At 71.2% G+C, this 15,735-nt stretch carries 14 protein-coding genes; 8 read left to right on the top strand and 6 right to left on the bottom strand.

Annotated features, from left to right (window positions below):
• Window positions 1–129 precede the first annotated feature (129 nt).
• The 6 genes from CLV49_RS06075 to CLV49_RS06050 all read left to right on the top strand — a co-directional run bounded on the left by CLV49_RS06075 (window position 130) and on the right by CLV49_RS06050 (window position 6,304).
• Window positions 130–1,236, top strand: a complete 1,107-nt coding sequence (locus tag CLV49_RS06075) for a LacI family DNA-binding transcriptional regulator (protein ID WP_158261913.1) — start codon at window positions 130–132, stop codon at window positions 1,234–1,236.
• Window position 1,237: 1 nt separating this feature from the next.
• Window positions 1,238–2,260: a LacI family DNA-binding transcriptional regulator gene (locus tag CLV49_RS06070; RefSeq protein WP_106564919.1), complete on the top strand. Its 1,023-nt coding sequence runs from the start codon at window positions 1,238–1,240 to the stop codon at window positions 2,258–2,260.
• A gap of 117 nt (window positions 2,261–2,377) precedes the next feature.
• Window positions 2,378–3,541 (top strand): Gfo/Idh/MocA family protein, encoded by a 1,164-nt coding sequence (locus CLV49_RS06065; protein ID WP_106562735.1) that lies wholly within the window; start codon window positions 2,378–2,380, stop codon window positions 3,539–3,541.
• Complete coding sequence (locus CLV49_RS06060) at window positions 3,538–4,734, top strand: DUF993 family protein (RefSeq protein ID WP_106562734.1); 1,197 nt, start codon at window positions 3,538–3,540, stop codon at window positions 4,732–4,734. Before CLV49_RS06065 ends, CLV49_RS06060 begins: the two co-directional genes overlap by 4 nt.
• On the top strand, window positions 4,731–5,603 hold the full coding sequence (locus tag CLV49_RS06055) for a sugar phosphate isomerase/epimerase family protein (RefSeq protein WP_106562733.1): 873 nt from the start codon (window positions 4,731–4,733) through the stop codon (window positions 5,601–5,603). The genes CLV49_RS06060 and CLV49_RS06055 overlap by 4 nt, the downstream gene beginning before the upstream one ends.
• Window positions 5,600–6,304 (top strand): ThuA domain-containing protein, encoded by a 705-nt coding sequence (locus CLV49_RS06050; RefSeq protein WP_106562732.1) that lies wholly within the window; start codon window positions 5,600–5,602, stop codon window positions 6,302–6,304. The genes CLV49_RS06055 and CLV49_RS06050 overlap by 4 nt, the downstream gene beginning before the upstream one ends.
• 144 nt (window positions 6,305–6,448) lie before the next feature.
• Here the strand turns inward: CLV49_RS06050 and CLV49_RS06045 are convergent, their stop codons facing one another.
• From CLV49_RS06045 to CLV49_RS18290, 6 genes are all read right to left on the bottom strand, one after another.
• Entirely contained in the window at window positions 6,449–7,348 is a 900-nt protein-coding gene (locus tag CLV49_RS06045; protein WP_106564918.1) for a proline iminopeptidase-family hydrolase, read from the bottom strand.
• 18 nt (window positions 7,349–7,366) lie between these two features.
• Complete coding sequence (locus tag CLV49_RS06040) at window positions 7,367–8,140, bottom strand: HpcH/HpaI aldolase family protein (RefSeq protein ID WP_106562731.1); 774 nt, start codon at window positions 8,138–8,140, stop codon at window positions 7,367–7,369.
• Window positions 8,137–8,988, bottom strand: a complete 852-nt coding sequence (locus CLV49_RS06035; protein ID WP_106562730.1) for an alpha/beta hydrolase — start codon at window positions 8,986–8,988, stop codon at window positions 8,137–8,139. The genes CLV49_RS06040 and CLV49_RS06035 overlap by 4 nt, the downstream gene beginning before the upstream one ends.
• Window positions 8,985–10,277 carry an aminotransferase class I/II-fold pyridoxal phosphate-dependent enzyme gene (locus CLV49_RS06030; protein WP_158261912.1) on the bottom strand — a complete coding sequence of 431 codons (1,293 nt, stop codon included), beginning with the start codon at window positions 10,275–10,277 and terminating at the stop codon, window positions 8,985–8,987. Before CLV49_RS06030 ends, CLV49_RS06035 begins: the two co-directional genes overlap by 4 nt.
• 65 nt (window positions 10,278–10,342) lie before the next feature.
• Window positions 10,343–11,218, bottom strand: coding sequence for a carbon-nitrogen hydrolase family protein (locus CLV49_RS06025; RefSeq protein WP_106562728.1), 876 nt, complete (start codon window positions 11,216–11,218; stop codon window positions 10,343–10,345).
• Complete coding sequence (locus CLV49_RS18290; protein WP_158261911.1) at window positions 11,211–11,903, bottom strand: RraA family protein; 693 nt, start codon at window positions 11,901–11,903, stop codon at window positions 11,211–11,213. The genes CLV49_RS06025 and CLV49_RS18290 overlap by 8 nt, the downstream gene beginning before the upstream one ends.
• 403 nt (window positions 11,904–12,306) lie before the next feature.
• Between CLV49_RS18290 and CLV49_RS06015 the strand changes: the two genes are divergently transcribed.
• Together CLV49_RS06015 and CLV49_RS06010 are read left to right on the top strand one after the other, a co-directional pair.
• Window positions 12,307–13,977 carry a dipeptide ABC transporter ATP-binding protein gene (locus CLV49_RS06015; protein ID WP_106562726.1) on the top strand — a complete coding sequence of 557 codons (1,671 nt, stop codon included), beginning with the start codon at window positions 12,307–12,309 and terminating at the stop codon, window positions 13,975–13,977.
• Between the two features lie 91 nt (window positions 13,978–14,068).
• Window positions 14,069–15,685, top strand: coding sequence for a peptide ABC transporter substrate-binding protein (locus CLV49_RS06010; RefSeq protein WP_106562725.1), 1,617 nt, complete (start codon window positions 14,069–14,071; stop codon window positions 15,683–15,685).
• The last annotated feature ends 50 nt before the right edge of the window (window positions 15,686–15,735 follow it).

The following is a 15,735-nucleotide window of genomic DNA, read 5'->3' as shown; positions in this document are numbered from 1 at the left end:
ACGTGATCGATCATTTAATCAACATATGGAAAGCAGATTGCACGTTTGTGTGAACCAGACCGCATTGCTCACCTTTTCGTGAACCTCGTTATGCTGAGATCCGGCACCCGCCGCTGGAAGGACGTCGACATGCTGGCTGCGGAACGACGGGCGATGATCCTGGCCCTCGCGAGCGAGGGTGGCGCCGTCCGCATCGGAGACCTCGTCGATCGTCTCGGCGTCTCCCACGTCACGGTCCGACGCGACCTCGAAGGTCTCGTCGCCGAGGGTGCCCTCGACAAGGTACGCGGTGGTGCCGTGCTGTCGGCCGACGCCAACGACTCGAGCGCCCTCCGCGGCGTGCGGTCGGGGTTCTCGGGGACGATCGGCGTCGTCGTGCCGACGTCGTACTACTACCGGCACGTCGTCGACGGGATCGGGGCGGCGCTCGAGCACTCCGGCGCGGAGATGAAGCTCGTGATCTCGGACTACGACCTCGCCGAGGAGCGTCGCCTCGTGGCGGAGGCCGTCGAGGACGGGGCTGCCGGCATCCTCATGGTTCCCTCCGTGCTCGAGCACGAGGAATCGAGCGAGCTCCTCGACTTCCTCGCGGCGCTCCCCGTGCCCGTCGTGCTGATCGAACGCGAGCTGCCGGGAGGTGGTCTCGGCGACATCACGTCGGTGCGCTCGGCGCACGAACGCGGCGTGTTCAGCGCCATGCGGCACCTCCACGACCTCGGGCACCGGCGCGTCGCCATGGTGAGCCGTGGTCGGACCCAGAGCGCCGACTTCGTTCGCGCCGGCTGGGTGCACGCGCGCGATGTGCTGGGGTTCGACGCCGAGTCGTCGATCATCGGAGGGGAGATGCTCGGCTTCGGTCCCACGTGGGAGCGCGGAGGGTCGAACGTCGTGCTCGATGCCATCGAGTCGACCGGTGCGACGGCCCTCTTCAGTCACGGAGACGAGAACTCGCTCTTCCTCCTGCTGCAGGCGGCGCGCGCTCGCGGACTCTCGGTGCCCGAGGATCTCTCGATCGTCGCCTACGACGACGAGGTCTCGGCTCACGCGGATCCGCCGCTCTCTGCGATCGCTCCGGACCGCGAACGGGTGGGCGAGCTCGCGACGCGACTGCTCGTGGAGGCCATCGAGCGTCCCTCGAACGACACGCCGCTGCACATCCAGGTGGAGCCGCGACTCCTCGTCCGGTCCTCGACGGCCGCTCCCCGTGCACGTGGCGGGCGCGACGCGGGGTCGTGACGTGACCGGTCGGCGACCGGCCACGCTGCAGGACGTGGCGGACGCCGCCGGGGTCTCGCTCGCCACGGCCTCGCGAGCGCTCAACGGCGGAACCCGGCGGGTGAAGGACGAGTATCGGGAGCGCGTCGAGGCCGCCGCCGATCGGCTCGGCTACAGCGTGAACTCGTCGGCGCAGTCGGTCGCTCTCGGGCGCGCTCGCTCGATCGCGCTCGTCGTGAGCGACATCGCCGACCCGTACTTCTCCCAGCTCGCGTCTGGGGCCTTCCGCGCCGCGGCCCGCGACCGCCTCGTCGTCACCCTCGCCATGACGGAATGGGATCCGGCGCGGGAGCTCGACATCGTGCGCGAGCTCCGGGGGCAGCGCCATCGGGCGATCATCCTGTCGGGGAGCCGCGTCGACGACGAGGACGCGGCCGAGCGGCTGCTCGCCGAGCTGCTCGCGTTCGAGTCGGAGGGCGGCCGGGTGATCGTGCTCGGTCGGCCCGGCCTGCCGTTCGCGACGCTCGAGATCGACAACGCCGGTGGTGCCGCGGAACTCGCGCGTCGCCTGAGTGGTCTCGGATACGAGCGGATCGCGGTGCTCGGGGGGCCTGCGCGCCTCGATGCGGCGCGGTCGCGCGTCGGCGGCCTCGTGACCGGGTTCGCGGCGGCGGGCGTCGCGGTGGACCCGTCGCTCGTGGTCGAGAGCGACTTCACCCGAGACGGCGGGTACGCCGCGGCCGGGGAGGTCCTCGAGAGGATCGCTGACGTCGACCTCGTCGTGGCGGTGAACGACGTCATGGCCGTCGGGGCCATGACCCGCCTTCGCGAGGCGGGTGTCGCCGTGCCTGGAGACCTCGCCGTCGCGGGTTTCGACGACATCGCGATGCTGCGCGACGTAGCCCCGAGCCTCACCACCGTGCGGCTGCCCCTCGAGGACATGGGTGAGCGGGCCCTCGTGCTCGCCACGGTGGAGGGCCGCGACCCCGTCCGCGAGGTCGTGAGCGGCGAGGTCGTCCTCCGCGACAGCACGCCTTCCCGCTGAATCCGGGCCCTCCGATCCTTCACGGCTCGTCGTGCGACAGTCGTGACTAGAAACGGAAAGCGCTTTCCGCTACCGTGTGGTCACGGTCGAAGCGGACCGCTGAGCGAAGGGCAGTCGATGTCGACGAAGACGATCGGGATCATCATGAACGGCGTCACGGGGCGGATGGGGTACCGGCAGCACCTCGTCCGGTCGATCGTGGCGCTGCGCGACGAGGGCGGGGTCCTCCTGAGCGACGGTTCGAGGGTGGCGATCGAGCCGCTGCTCGTCGGCCGCGACGAGGAGAGGCTCCGGCGGATCGCCGACCGCCACGGCATCGACCTCGTCTCGACCGACCTCGACGCGGCTCTCGCCGACGACCGGTGGTCCATCTACTTCGACGCGCAGATCACGAGCGCCCGGGTGGCAGCCATCACCCGTGCGATCGCCGCCGGCAAACACGTCTACACGGAGAAGCCCACGGCCGAGAGCCACGCCGATGCCCTCGACCTCGCACGGCGCGCGGACGATGCGGGCATCGTCAACGGCGTCGTCCACGACAAGCTGTACCTTCCCGGCCTCGTGCGCCTGCGCGAGCTCATCGCGTCGGGCTTCTTCGGGCGCATCCTCTCGGTGCGCGGCGAGTTCGGCTACTGGGTGTTCGAGGGCGACTGGCGTCACGCGCAGCGGCCCAGCTGGAACTACCGCGCGGAGGACGGCGGAGGGATCGTCGTCGACATGTTCCCGCACTGGAACTACGTGATCGAGCATCTCTTCGGACGCATCGAGGCGGTCTACACCCGGGCCGTCACCCACATCCCGTCGCGCGTCGACGAGTCGGGCGTCCGCTACGACGCGACGGCCGACGACGCGGCCTACGCGATCATCGAGGTCGAGGGCGGTGTGATCGTGCAGCTCAATTCGAGCTGGGACGTGCGCGTCGACCGCGGTGAGCTCGTGGAGTTCCAGGTGGACGGGACACTCGGCAGCGCCGTCGTCGGCCTCTTCGGGGCCAAGATCCAGCCGCGCGACGGCACGCCGACCCCCACCTGGAACCCCGACCTGCCCGACGCGCACGACTACGCCGCCGACTGGCTCGCGGTGCCGACGGTCCCGCCCGGAACCGAGCCGGTGAACGGCTTCCGCGCCCAGTGGGAGGAGTTCATCCGCGACGTCCTGGCGGGGCGGCCGCACGCGTACGACTTCGCCTCCGGCGCCCGCGGGCTCCTTCTCGCGGAGCGGGCCCTCGAGTCGAGCGGAACGGGTCGGCGGCTCGCCCTTGTGGGCGGGGAGGGGGCATGACCGCGGCGACGCTCATGCTCCTCGCGAGCGACGGGACGACGACGACCGTCGAGCAGACGGAGCCCTGGCGTTTCGTGCGGCCGGAGGCACTGCGATCGCGGACCGCGTTCGCTGCGGCTCACGTCGTCCCGCGGGTCGCCGGAGACAATACGCCAGGAGTGCCGGCCGAGATCGACTGGGACAGCACTCTCGCGTACCGCCACCACCTCTGGTCGTGGGGGCTCGGGGTCGCCGACGCCATGGACACGGCTCAGCGGAACATGGGACTCGACCCCGCGGCCGTGCGCGAGCTGATCGTCCGGTCCGCCGCGGAGGCCGAGGGTGTCGCGCGGCGGCGCGGTGCGGCTGTGAGCGATGTCCTCGTCGTCGGCGTCGGGACCGATCACCTCCCCGACGATGACCTCTCCCTCGAGGCCGTCGTCGAGGCCTACAGCGAGCAGCTCGCGGTCGTCGAGGAGACGGGTGCCGGCGTCGTCCTCATGGCCAGCCGGCACCTGGCGCGAGCCGCGCGATCTGCCGCCGACTACGCCCGGGTGTACCGGGAGGTCCTCGAGCGGGCGATGAGTCCCGTGATCCTCCACTGGCTCGGTCCCGCCTTCGACCCGCGGCTCTCGGGCTACTTCGGTTCCGTCGACACCCGCGACGCCCCGCGGGCCCTTCTCGACATCATCGCGGCCTCCGACCGCGTGCGAGGGGTCAAGATGAGCCTGCTCGACGCGGACCTCGAGATCGACGTGCGGCGGCGGCTCCCGGACGGAGTCCGCCTCTTCACCGGGGACGACTTCGGCTACGTCGACCTCATCGCGGGCGACGTCGGCGGGCACTCGGACGCGCTCCTCGGCGCGTTCGCGGCGATCGCGCCGCACGCCTCCGCCGCGATCCAGCGGCTCGACGAAGACGACGTCGACGGGTACCGGCGCATCCTGGGACCGACCGAGGTGCTGTCGCGGCGGATCTTCGCCGCCCCGACGCCGTTCTACAAGACGGGTATCGCCTTCCTCTCGTGGCTCAATGGGCGCCAGTCGGGATTCTCGATGGTCGGTGGTCTGCAGTCGGCGCGGAGCCTGCCGCACCTGAGCGCGATCGTGGAGGCCGCGAACGCGTGCGGTGCCCTCGAGGACCCCGAACTCGCCGCCGAGAGGTGGCATGCTCTCCTCGCGGTGGGCGGCGTCGTGCGGATCGGTCGAACATGAGCGCGACGGGCACCGCCCGGCGGCTCTCGATCAATCAGTGGACCGTGCGGCGCGCATCGATCCCCGAGCTCGTCTCGGCTGCCGTCGGGGCGGGTGTCCCCGCGGTCGGGCTGTGGCGCGAGGCGCTCGCCGAGTTCGGGGTGGCCGACACCGCGCGCGCCGTCGTGGATGCGGGGCTCCGCGTGTCGAGCCTGTGTCGCGGCGGCTTCTTCACCGACCCGGAGCCCCGCGCCGCACGAGCCGCCCACGACGGCAATCTCCGGGCCATCGAGGAGGCGCACGACGTGGGTGCCCCCGTCCTCGTCCTCGTAGCCGGGGGCCTCCCCGCCGGGTCGCGCGATCTCGCCGGGGCGCGGGAACGGGTCCGCGACGCGATCGGCGCAATCGCCGACGCCGCTGCCGCCGCTCAGGTGGTGCTCGCGATCGAGCCGCTGCACCCCATGTACGTCGCCGACCGGGCCGTCGTCTCGACCCTCGGCCAGGCGCTCGACATCGCGGAACAGTTCCCCGCCGATGCGGTGGGCGTGGTCGTCGACACGTTTCACGTGTGGTGGGATCCCGAGGTCCTCGCGCAGATCGCCCGGGCCGGCCGCGGCGGCCGCATCGCGAGCTACCAGGTCTGCGACTTCCCCACGCCCATCCCCGCCGACGTGCTCCTCGCGCGGGGCATGATGGGTGACGGGCACATCGACTTCGGACCGCTCACGTCCGCGGTCTCCGCTGCCGGGTATCGAGGCGACGTGGAGGTCGAGATCTTCAACCAGGACATCTGGGACGCCGACCCGTCCGGAGTCGTGCGGCTCGCGCGCGAGCGCTTCGAGGCACTCGTCGCGCCTTTTCTCGATCCGGCCGCGGAGGACGCGCGATGAGGCACCTGATCGTCGCCGCGGGAGACCAGGCGGGGTCGCCGCGCCGGACCGCGCTCCTCGTCTCCGGTGGTGGGCGGTACCTCGATCCGTGGCATCCGTTCGCCGAGACGTCGGCGGCACTCGCCGGCGTGATCTCGCGCGTCGGCCTCGATGTGGTGATCGACGACGACCCGGACACGGCCTTCGCCGGCCTCGCCGAGACGGACACGCCTCCCGATCTCCTCGTGGTGAACATCGGGAACCCGAGGCCGTCCGTCCCGGGCGCGGGGGCCGCCGAGGGGATCGAGGCGCATCTCGCCGCGGGGCGCCCCGTGCTCGCCGTCCATTCCTCGTCGACCGCGTTCACCGAATGGGCCCGGTGGCGCGAGATCCTCGGCGGCCGATGGATCCGGGGCGAGACCTTCCACCCGCCGCAGGGCCAAGGGACCGTCCGGCTGGCAGAGCGCCATCCGATCACCGAGGGCGCCGGGGTGTCGTCGGTCACCGTCGTGGATGAGTTCTACACGGCTCTCGCGGTCGATGACGTAGACGCGATCGGCTGGCACGGGCACGAAGGCGTCGAGCACCCGATCGCCTGGTCGCATACGTCCGGCCATGCCCGCGTCGTCTACGACGCCCTCGGTCACGACGGCGCGGCGTTCGCGAGTCGAGCGCGCCACGCCCTTCTCCGCGCCGAGCTCGCGTGGCTCCTCACCCCCTGACCCCGCCCGGCCTCCCCAGTCCCTCGTGAGGTAGAGCTTTTGCGCCGATCTGCGGCAGAAGAGCGCCGCGAGTCGGCGCGAACGCACGACGTGGGGGGCTCTGGTGAGTCCCGGCGGACGGGGACCGGACGGGCGGGAGGGTGTTCAGGCGTCGAGGAAGCGGGCGACGACGTCCACGTAGGCGGCGCGCTCCTCCCAGTGCGGCATGTGGCTCGAGTCCTCGAACCGGTGGTGCCGTGCGTCGGGGATGAGGTCGACGAAGGGCGCGACGGTGTCGTCCGTCGCCTCGTCGTACCGTCCGTTGATGACGAGGGTCGGCACTTGGATCCGGTGGAGCCGGTCCTCCACGCTCCACTCGCGCAAGGACCCCACGACGTGGAACTCGGTCGGGCCGTTCATCGCACGGTAGACGGTGGGGTCCGCGTCGAGCTGCGCGAACGTCGCGGCGACGTCGGGAGGCTGCGGGACGACCCGGCAGACGTGCCGGGCGTAGAAGACATCGCTCGCCGAGCGGTACTCCGCGCTGTCGATCGTGCCGGCGGCCTCGTGGGCGTCGAGCGTGCGCTGCACGTCCTCCGGCAGCTGGGCGCGCAGCTCGAGGGCGGCCCGTCGCCAGCGGGGCATCGAGGCCGGGGAGTTCGCGAGGATCAACCGGCGGAGACCCGCCGGTCGCCGCACCGCGTGTTCGGAGCCGAGCATCCCGCCCCACGACTGGCCGAGCAGATCGTAGGACCCCGCGATCCCGAGGGTGTCGAGAAGCGCGTCGAGCTCTCCGAGGAAGAACTCGACGGTCCACAGGCTCGCTGGCGCATCCGGACGGTGGGTCGATCGACCGTTGCCGATCTGGTCGTAGAAGACCACCGGACGACCCGGGCGGACGAGGTCGGTGAGGCTCAGGAGGTAGTCGAGCGTGCAGCCAGGCCCCCCGTGGACCACCACGAGCGGAGTGACACCCTCGGAACCGAGGACGTCACCGTCGTGCGCGACGACGCGGTAGGCGGTGAGCGCGCCGTCGTAAGGCGAGACTCCCTCGATGATCTGCATGATGGTCACCCTTTCTGTTCAGGAGGGGAAGGTCGAGCGCGCGGTACTGGCTGCCGACCGGAGGAACGTCACGTCGCTGCCGACCGTCACGAGGAGATGTCCGCGGCTGACCCACGCGGCGGCGTCACCCGGCGGGGCGAGCGCACCACCGAGCATCATCCCACCGGCCAGCGCGAGGGACTCGGTGCGGTCGAGGGCCTCGAGGTACCGCGGGTCCTCCCACGCCCCGAAGGCACCGACCGATCCCGACAGGTCGAGCGGGCCGATGAAGAGCATGTCGAGGCCGTCGACGTCCGCGAGGTCGGGGACGGCATCCGCACCCTCGGCGCTCTCGATCATCGCGATGAGGAGGAGTTCGCGCTCGGCGCCCTCGCGGTACTCCTCCGCCTGTCCGCCCCACCCGGCTGCTCTCGACACCGTGTAGTGGGCACCGCGTGTCCCGCTCGGCGGATACCGTGTGGACGCGACGAAGCCGCGCACCTCCGCGGCGGACCGCGCATCGGGGAGGAGCAGCCCTTCCGCTCCCATGTCGAGGAGGACGGCGACCTCGGCCGGGTCCCCGCGGCGGACGCGGACGAGCACGGTCGACTCCCCGGCTGACCGGATCGCGCGCACCTGCTCGAGCGTGCGTTCCATGCTCACCGCCGTGTGCTCGCGGTCGAGGATGAGAGCATCGAAGCCGCTGCCGCCCAGGATCTCGGCCGCGTCGACATCCGCGGTGAACAGCCACGCCGCGTTCTGCGGAACGCCCGACAGCAGGCGTCGCTTGAGGGCGTTCGGACGGAACCTCATGCGAGTCCTCCCCGACCCGGAGCGGTGGTCGGCGCGCCGTCCTCGACGGCGGGGAGGACGGCGTCGAAGAAGTGCTGGGCCGCTGTCGCGAGCGGCGGGAGCTCGTGAGCGACTCCCGCGAGGACCTCGTGTCGCACCTCGACTCCGTGCGCGCGCCAGTCCCCGACGAGCGACGCCAGCCTCGCCCCGCGCGTGACGCCGGCATCGTTCGCGCCCTCGACCCAGCGCGGCTCCGTCGGGTCGACGCGGATCGCGTCGCGTCCGTCGTCGGCGGCCCCGACGACGGCGTGGACGGGCACGGACCGGAGGGCGTCCAGGTCGAGGACCGCGCCGATCACCTCGTGGACGTTCCGCACGCCGGGCCACCATGCGCGGGGGGAGCCGATGAGCGTCACGTTTCCGGGTGCCGCGATGCTGAGCGCGGAGAGCCGGGCGGGATGCGCGAGGGCGAAGCGGTGGGCGAACTGCGCCCCTCCCGAGAAGCCGAAGAGCAGGAAGCGATCCGAGGAGATGCCGAACGTCTCCGCCGCTCGTGCCACCGCATCGAGGAGGACGAGGTCGTAGCGCAGCCCGTCGCCGACGAGCGCCTTGTATCCGTTCATCTCGCCGTCGCCCCGGACATCCCCGGGGAAGAGCGGGGCGACGAGCGCGACCCCGCTCCGTTCGGCCCAGTCGCGGAACGCGGCGACGGTGCCGACGGGGTCGCGATCGCTCCCGTGCACGAGCACGGCCGTCGCGCGCAGGTCTCCCGACGGTCTGAAGCCGCACCACGACATCCTCGGGTCGAGCGGGACGGCGCGGAGGGCGTGGAAACGCCCGGCTGGTGTGGGGGCGGCCGAGGCGCTCACGAGAACCGTCCAGCGGCCGATGCGATGAGATCGGCGAGCTGCGGCATGGCCTCGACGGTGAGCCGCGAGGTCGCGACGCGGACGTGAGGGGTCCCGTCGCCGGGGAAGGACGATGAGCCGCGGAGCACGACGACGCCGCGGGCGGCGAGCTCGGTCGTGGCGGCGACCTCGTCGAGCACCGGCACCCACACGCAGAACCCATCTCGCGCTGACACGGGGATGCCCCGATCACGGAGGAGGCCGACGAACGTGTCGAGCCGCTCGGCGTAGGTCCGTCGTGCTGTGTCGATGACCGCGGCCGTGCCATCGTCCTGCAGCATCCACTGCAGAGCGGACTGGAGGATGCGCGACGTCCACTGCCGCGTGAGCCGGATCTGGGAGTGCGTGTTGCGGATCACCGACGCCGAGGCGCCGATGACGGCGAGCCGGAGGTCGGGGCCGTACGACTTCTCGTACGAGCGGATCACGACCGTCTGCTCCGGGAGGTGTTCGGCCACGGAATGATGGGGCGCGCGCGTGAGTGCCCCGAGGTCGTCGTACTCGATGACGAGGGGCCGATGGGGTCCGCGGAGCGCCGCGGCGATCTCGCGCGCGCGCTCGCGCGAGGTCGACCGGCCCGTGGGCACGTGTGCGCGGGGCTGGAAGAAGACGGCGACGGGACGCGTCGCGAGCGCCTCGCGGAACGCGCGGATGTCGAGACCCTCGTCCCCGTAGGGCACGGGCACGAGGGTGAGTCCCAGGTCGAGCATGAGGCTCACGAGCTGCGGCTGGGTGGGTGATTCGACGACCACCCGGTCGCCGGGCACCGAGTTCGACTGGAGCACCGACCACACCGCGTCGGCCCCGCCGTTCGCGACGGCGAACCCGTCGGCCGTGGTCGGCCAGCTCGGCTCGATCGCCTCCTGGAGGCCCGGAAGGATCGCCGAGTCGTAGTACTCGTTGAGGTTCGGCTGACGCGCGGCCCCGATGAGCGCCTGGTCGAGGGCCGGAAGGAGCTCGGGGTCGGGGTAGATGAGCCGGAGGTCGTTCGTCCCCGGCATGGTCGCGTACACCTCGAGGCCTTGGACGAAGCCCACGGCGCTCGCGACGCGGATCCCCGACTTCCCCGTTCCCACGAGGAGTCCGCGCTTCTTGAGGAGTCCCCACGCGGCGGACACCGTGGCGGGGCTCACGCGCAGCTCGCGGGCGAGGATGCGCACCTGCGGGAGGACGTCGCCGTGGGCGATGCGTCCGGTCCTGATGAGCTCGGCTACGTAGGACGCGATCCCGCGCGACGACACGTCGAGCACTCGGGACGCCTCAGCCCACGGGGGCAGAGTGTTCGGTGGGGCGGCCGGCCGGCCCGCGTCGGCGCTCACGGTGAGGCGGTCCGCTCCCGAGCCGTCGTGGAGACGGTGAACCGACGCTGCGCGAGGAGCGGGAAAGCGCGGCGCACGTCGTCGAGCCGGGAACGGGAGAGGCTGGACACGAGCACATCCTCCTCCGATCCGAGCGCCGATTGGACGACCCCGTCGGGCGCGACGACGACGGAGCGCCCGATCCGGAGTCCTCCCGTCTGCGCGGCCCCGAGGAGGTAGACCGTGTTCTCGATCGCCCGGGCGGCGCACAGGGTGAGCCACTGCTCCTCCTTGAGCGGACCGCGGACCCACGACGTGGGCACGGCGATGACGTCGGCGCCATCTACGGCGAGCAGCCGGGCGAGTTCTGGGAACCGGATGTCGTAGCAGGTCATCATCCCCACCCGGAAGCCGTCGACGTCGAACGTCGACACGGGGCCGTCGCCCGGCGAGAACGTGTCGGATTCCCGCATTCCCGCGGCGTCGTAGAGGTGCATCTTCCGGTAGACGGCGATGACCGCCCCCGATCGGAAGGCGACGAGGGTGTTGTACGGCCGCCCCTCCTGATCCGCCTCGGTGACGGTCGCTTCGGTGACTCCGCAGACGACCGTCATGTCCAGATCGGCGAGGCCCGCGATGAGGCCGGACAGGAAGGGCCCATCGAGGGCCTGCGCCTCCGTTGCCACGGACACGTCGTCCGAGCGGCTGGACGCCGACTCGGGGAAGACCAGGAGGCGGACGCCGCGGGAGTCTGCATCGCGGGCGATCCGCAGGCAGTCGGCCAGGTTGTCGGCCGACGACAGCGCGCTCGTCGGCTGGACGCAGGCGACGACGAGCGAGGCCGACGGTGATCCGTCGGGCTTCGGCGCGGGATCGATCACGGTGTCACTCATGCCGTCCTCCGCCGAAGTGGCGCTCGGCTCCGGTGATGCGGCCGAGGGGCGTGCCGGCGGCGACCGTCGATCGGAGTGACCGGGTGACCGGGTCGGCCTCCATCTCCGCGAGTCGTTCGCTCACGTCGGCGGCCTCGGCACGCGGGATGACGCACACGCCGTCCTCGTCGCCGAAGACCACATCGCCCGGCATTATCACGACGCCTCCGATCGCCACGGGCACGTTGATGCGTCCCTCGAGGCCGTGGATCCGGGTGGTGAGCGGAGTGGCACCGCGCGAGAACACGGGGAGGCCGAGCTCGGCGATCTCCCGCACGTCGTTGGTGCGGCCGTTGGAGATCGCTGCGACGGCGCCGGCGTCCGCCGCGATCGCGGCGAGCGTACCGCCGAAGCTCGAGCGGTGATCATCGCCGGACTGGTCGATGACGACGACGTCGCCCGGTCGGATGAGCGACATCGCGTGGTGCACGGCGGTGGAGTCGGCATGAGGGATCAGCACGGTGAGCGCGGGCCCTGCGAACGGGCGGATCGGTGCGATGGGCACGAGACCGCGCACGAAACCGAAATCGGTCACGTGTCCGAGCATCGCGGGTGACGACGTCATCAACCGCTCGAGGACGGCGGCGTCGACGCGCGGCGGCGACGGCTCGGCACGGAACGGGACCGCCACCCGCAGCGCCGTCATCGGATGCACCCGTGGTCCGAGCAGATGCCCGAACGATCCACGGCATCGTGGTCGCCCGGTCGGAAGCGCGTGGCGGGGGTGATCGTCGACGGTCGCGGCATGCGGCGTCCTCCTGTTCGCCTCGGTGAGAAGAGCCGCGCGACGAGTCTGTCGCGTGGCTCCGGGCGCCCAAGCCCCGAATGGATGAAGTTCCTGGCCAGTATGGAAAGCCTGATGAACGGAAACAATAGTTTTTGTTATCGTACAAAAAGCGTGCCTCGCGCGCGCGTGCGACATGACGGGGGACGTCGGAACCCGTCCACATCCGCCCCGTAAATTCCGCGTTACGGACGGGTGCGGATCGGGCACCCACGGCGTACGGTGGTCTCGCGCCCAAGCCCCCTCGATTCCGAGGGGTACGTCCATGCATCGTGGATCGATCACCGAACCTCAACCCGAGGTCGTGCTGTCCGTCGACGGACTCACCGTCGCGTACAGCGACACCGAGGTCGTCCGGAACGCGTCGTTCACCGTGCGCGCCGGCGAGACGGTCGCGATCGTCGGCGAGTCCGGCTCCGGCAAGTCCACGATGACGGGGGCGATCCTGGGCCTGCTCCCGCGCACGGCCAGCGTCTCCGGCACGATCACGGCGTGCGGGACCGTCGTCACCGAGGCGACCGAGCGAGACATGCGCGCGCTTCGCGGATCGCAGCTGGCCTACGTGCCGCAGGACCCGATGTCGAACCTCAACCCGGTGCTCCGCGTGGGCCCGCAGGTGGCGGAGGCCGGGGGAGTGCACCGCTCCCAGACGCGGGCTGAGGCGCGCACGCGGGCCGTCGTCGCGCTCGAACGGGCTGGGCTCGCGGAGGCGGAGTCGCGCTATCGGCAGTTCCCGCACCAGCTCTCCGGGGGGATGCGGCAGCGCTCCCTCATCGCCATGGGCATGATCAACGACCCGACCCTCCTCATCGCCGACGAACCCACGTCGGCCCTCGACGTCACGGTGCAGCGCGTCATCCTCGACAACCTCGCCGATCTCGTGGCGCGGTCGGGGACGAGCGTGCTGCTCGTGACCCACGACCTCGGACTCGCCGCCGAGCGGGCCGACCGGGTCATCGTCATGCGAGGCGGCGAGATCGTCGAGCAGGGGCCCTCCCGCGAGGTCCTCTTCGCTCCCACGGCCGCGTACACGCGACAGCTCATCGGCGCGGCGCCCGTCGGCCGCACCGCAGCCCGCGTTCCGCGCCCGGTTCCGGAGGACGCGCCGGTCCTTCTGGCGCTCGAGAACGTCGGGAAGGTCTACCCGCCGAGGGGCCACGGCTCGCGGCGCACCGCGGCGGTGAGCGCGATCGCCGGCGTCTCGCTCGAGGTGCGCGCCGGTCAGACGCTCGCCGTCGTGGGCGAATCGGGTTCGGGCAAGAGCACGGCCGCGAACATCGCGTTGAAGCTCACGGAGCCGAGTTCCGGAGTGGTGCGCTTCGACGGTGCGGACGTGACACGACTCCGCGGTCCGGCACTCACCGCGTTCCGGCGTCGCGTCCAGCCCATCTTCCAGGACCCCTACGCGTCGCTCGACCCGATGTCCACCGTCGGACGGATCGTCGAGGAACCGCTCAGGGCGTTCCGGATCGGCGACGCGCGGTCGAGGGAGGAGCGGGTGCGGGAACTCCTCGACCTCGTCGGGCTGCCGAGCGCCCTCCTCGAACGCGCGCCCAGCGAACTGTCCGGCGGGCAGCGGCAGCGCGTCGCGATCGCCCGAGCCCTGGCGCCCGAGCCCGAGCTCATCGTGTGCGACGAGCCCGTCTCGGCCCTCGACGTCCTCGTACAGGCGACGGTCCTCGACGTCCTCCAGCGCATCCAGAGCGATCTCGGCGTCGCCTACCTCTTCATCTCCCACGACCTCGGTGTCGTCGAGAGCATCGCGCACGACGTCGTCGTGATGACCGGCGGAACGGTCGTCGAGCGCGGCACCGTCGGCGACGTGTTCACGGACCCGCAGGCCGACTACACGAGAGCCCTGCTCGACGCCGTCCCCGGCCGCTCGCTCATCGACGAGCTCGCGCTGCGCGGACGCCCCGCAGACCCCTCCTCCTGATCACCGGCCACGAGCCCGGCACCCGACCGAGACCCCGGTCAGCCCCACCTCCTCACCTCCCAACCCGCACCACCTCACCCAGAGAGGCATCATGACCCTCCCCTCCTCACGGCCCGCGCGCCGGGCCGGAATCGCCGGCCTCGTCGCACTCGCCGTCGTGCTCACCGGTTGCTCGACCGGGAACACCGGCGGCTCCGACTCCCCGACGGACGCCGACGCGATCCTCTCCGTCGGCATCCAGAAGCCCACGAGCCTCATCCCCGGCAACAGCTCTGGCCTCTTCGCCAACACGGTCGTCGGGGCGCTCTTCGACGGCCTCGTCGACTACGACCCCGAGACCGGAGAGACGCGCAACCTCGTCGCCGCATCGATCGAGACGACCGACCAGAAGGTCTGGGAGATCGAGATCGAGGACGGCTGGACCTTCCACAACGGCGAGCCGGTCGACGCGGAGTCGTTCGCTCGCGCGTGGAACGCCGCCGTCGACCCCGACAACGCCTGGGTGCAGTCCGATCAGTTCTCGAACATCGTCGGGTACGACGAGGTCGCTCCCGCCGAGGGCGAGCCCACCGCCGAGACCCTCAGCGGGATCGTCGTCGACGACGACCTCCACCTCACGGTGACGCTCTCGACGCCCAACAGCCAGTTCCCGTTCCTCCTCGGGCGCTCCTACTACTCGCCGATCCCCGCCGCGGCGCTGGAAGACCCGGATGCTTTCGCTGCCCAGCCCATCGGCAACGGCCCATACGAGATGACCGAGCCGTGGACGGGAGGCGACGAGATCACCACAGAGGCGTACGACGACTACACCGGGGAAGCCCCCTCGAACGGCGGCGTGACCTTCCGGATCTACACGGGCAACGACGTCGCATACACCGACTACCAGGCCGGTGCCGTGGACATCGTGACGCTCAACCCGGCCGACATCCCGGAGGCCGACGCGGCCTACCCCGGCCTCGTGAAGAGGTCCGCGACGGACGACTGGCGGAACTACCTCAGCCTGCCCACCTACCTCCCGGGGTACGACGACCCCGACATCCGCAAGGCGCTCTCGATGGCCATCGACCGTCAGGCGATCATCGATTCGCTCCTCGACGGGGAGGCCCACGTGGCCACCGACTACGACATCCCCGTGAGCGTCGGCTACCGGGACGACGCGTGCGGCGAGAGCTGCACGTACGATCCCGACGAGGCGAAGGCTCTGTGGGACGCGGCCGGCGGGATCGACGGGAAACTCGTCGTCACCTCCGTCACCGGTACCGGCCGCGAGGTCTGGGCCGAGGCGATCGCGAACCAGTGGGCCGACACCTTCGGCATCGACGTGACGGTCGAGCAGGTGGCGTCGGAGAACACCTGGTCGGGGATCCTCGGCAAGGAGGTGCAGTCGCCCGTCGCCCTCGGCGCCCCGGCGAACTACCCCTCGCCGCTCGACACCCTCGGCCCGTCGTACTCCTCCGCCGGAAGCGTCAACGGCTCGTTCTACGACAACCCCGAGTTCGACGCGCTCCTCGCGGACGCGGCGGCAGCGGGCGACCAGGCCGACCAGCTCGACCTGTACGCGCAGGCGAAGGACCTCCTCATCGAGGACACGGCGTCGATCCTCCTCTGGACGTACGCGAGCACCTACGTGGTCTCGGAGCGCGCCTCGTCCTACGTCCCCGACTCCTTCAACAAGGGGGAGTTCGGAAGCGTCACTCTCACGGAGTGACCCCCTGAGGCTCCCGCCGGTCGCCTCGGCCGGCGGGAGCCTCAGCCCCA

The sequence above is a fragment of the Labedella gwakjiensis genome, from assembly GCF_003014675.1.
Taxonomy (GTDB): domain Bacteria; phylum Actinomycetota; class Actinomycetes; order Actinomycetales; family Microbacteriaceae; genus Labedella; species Labedella gwakjiensis.
The sequence above is the reverse complement of the archived record's forward strand: the minus strand, read 5'-3'. Positions and strand labels throughout refer to the sequence as shown.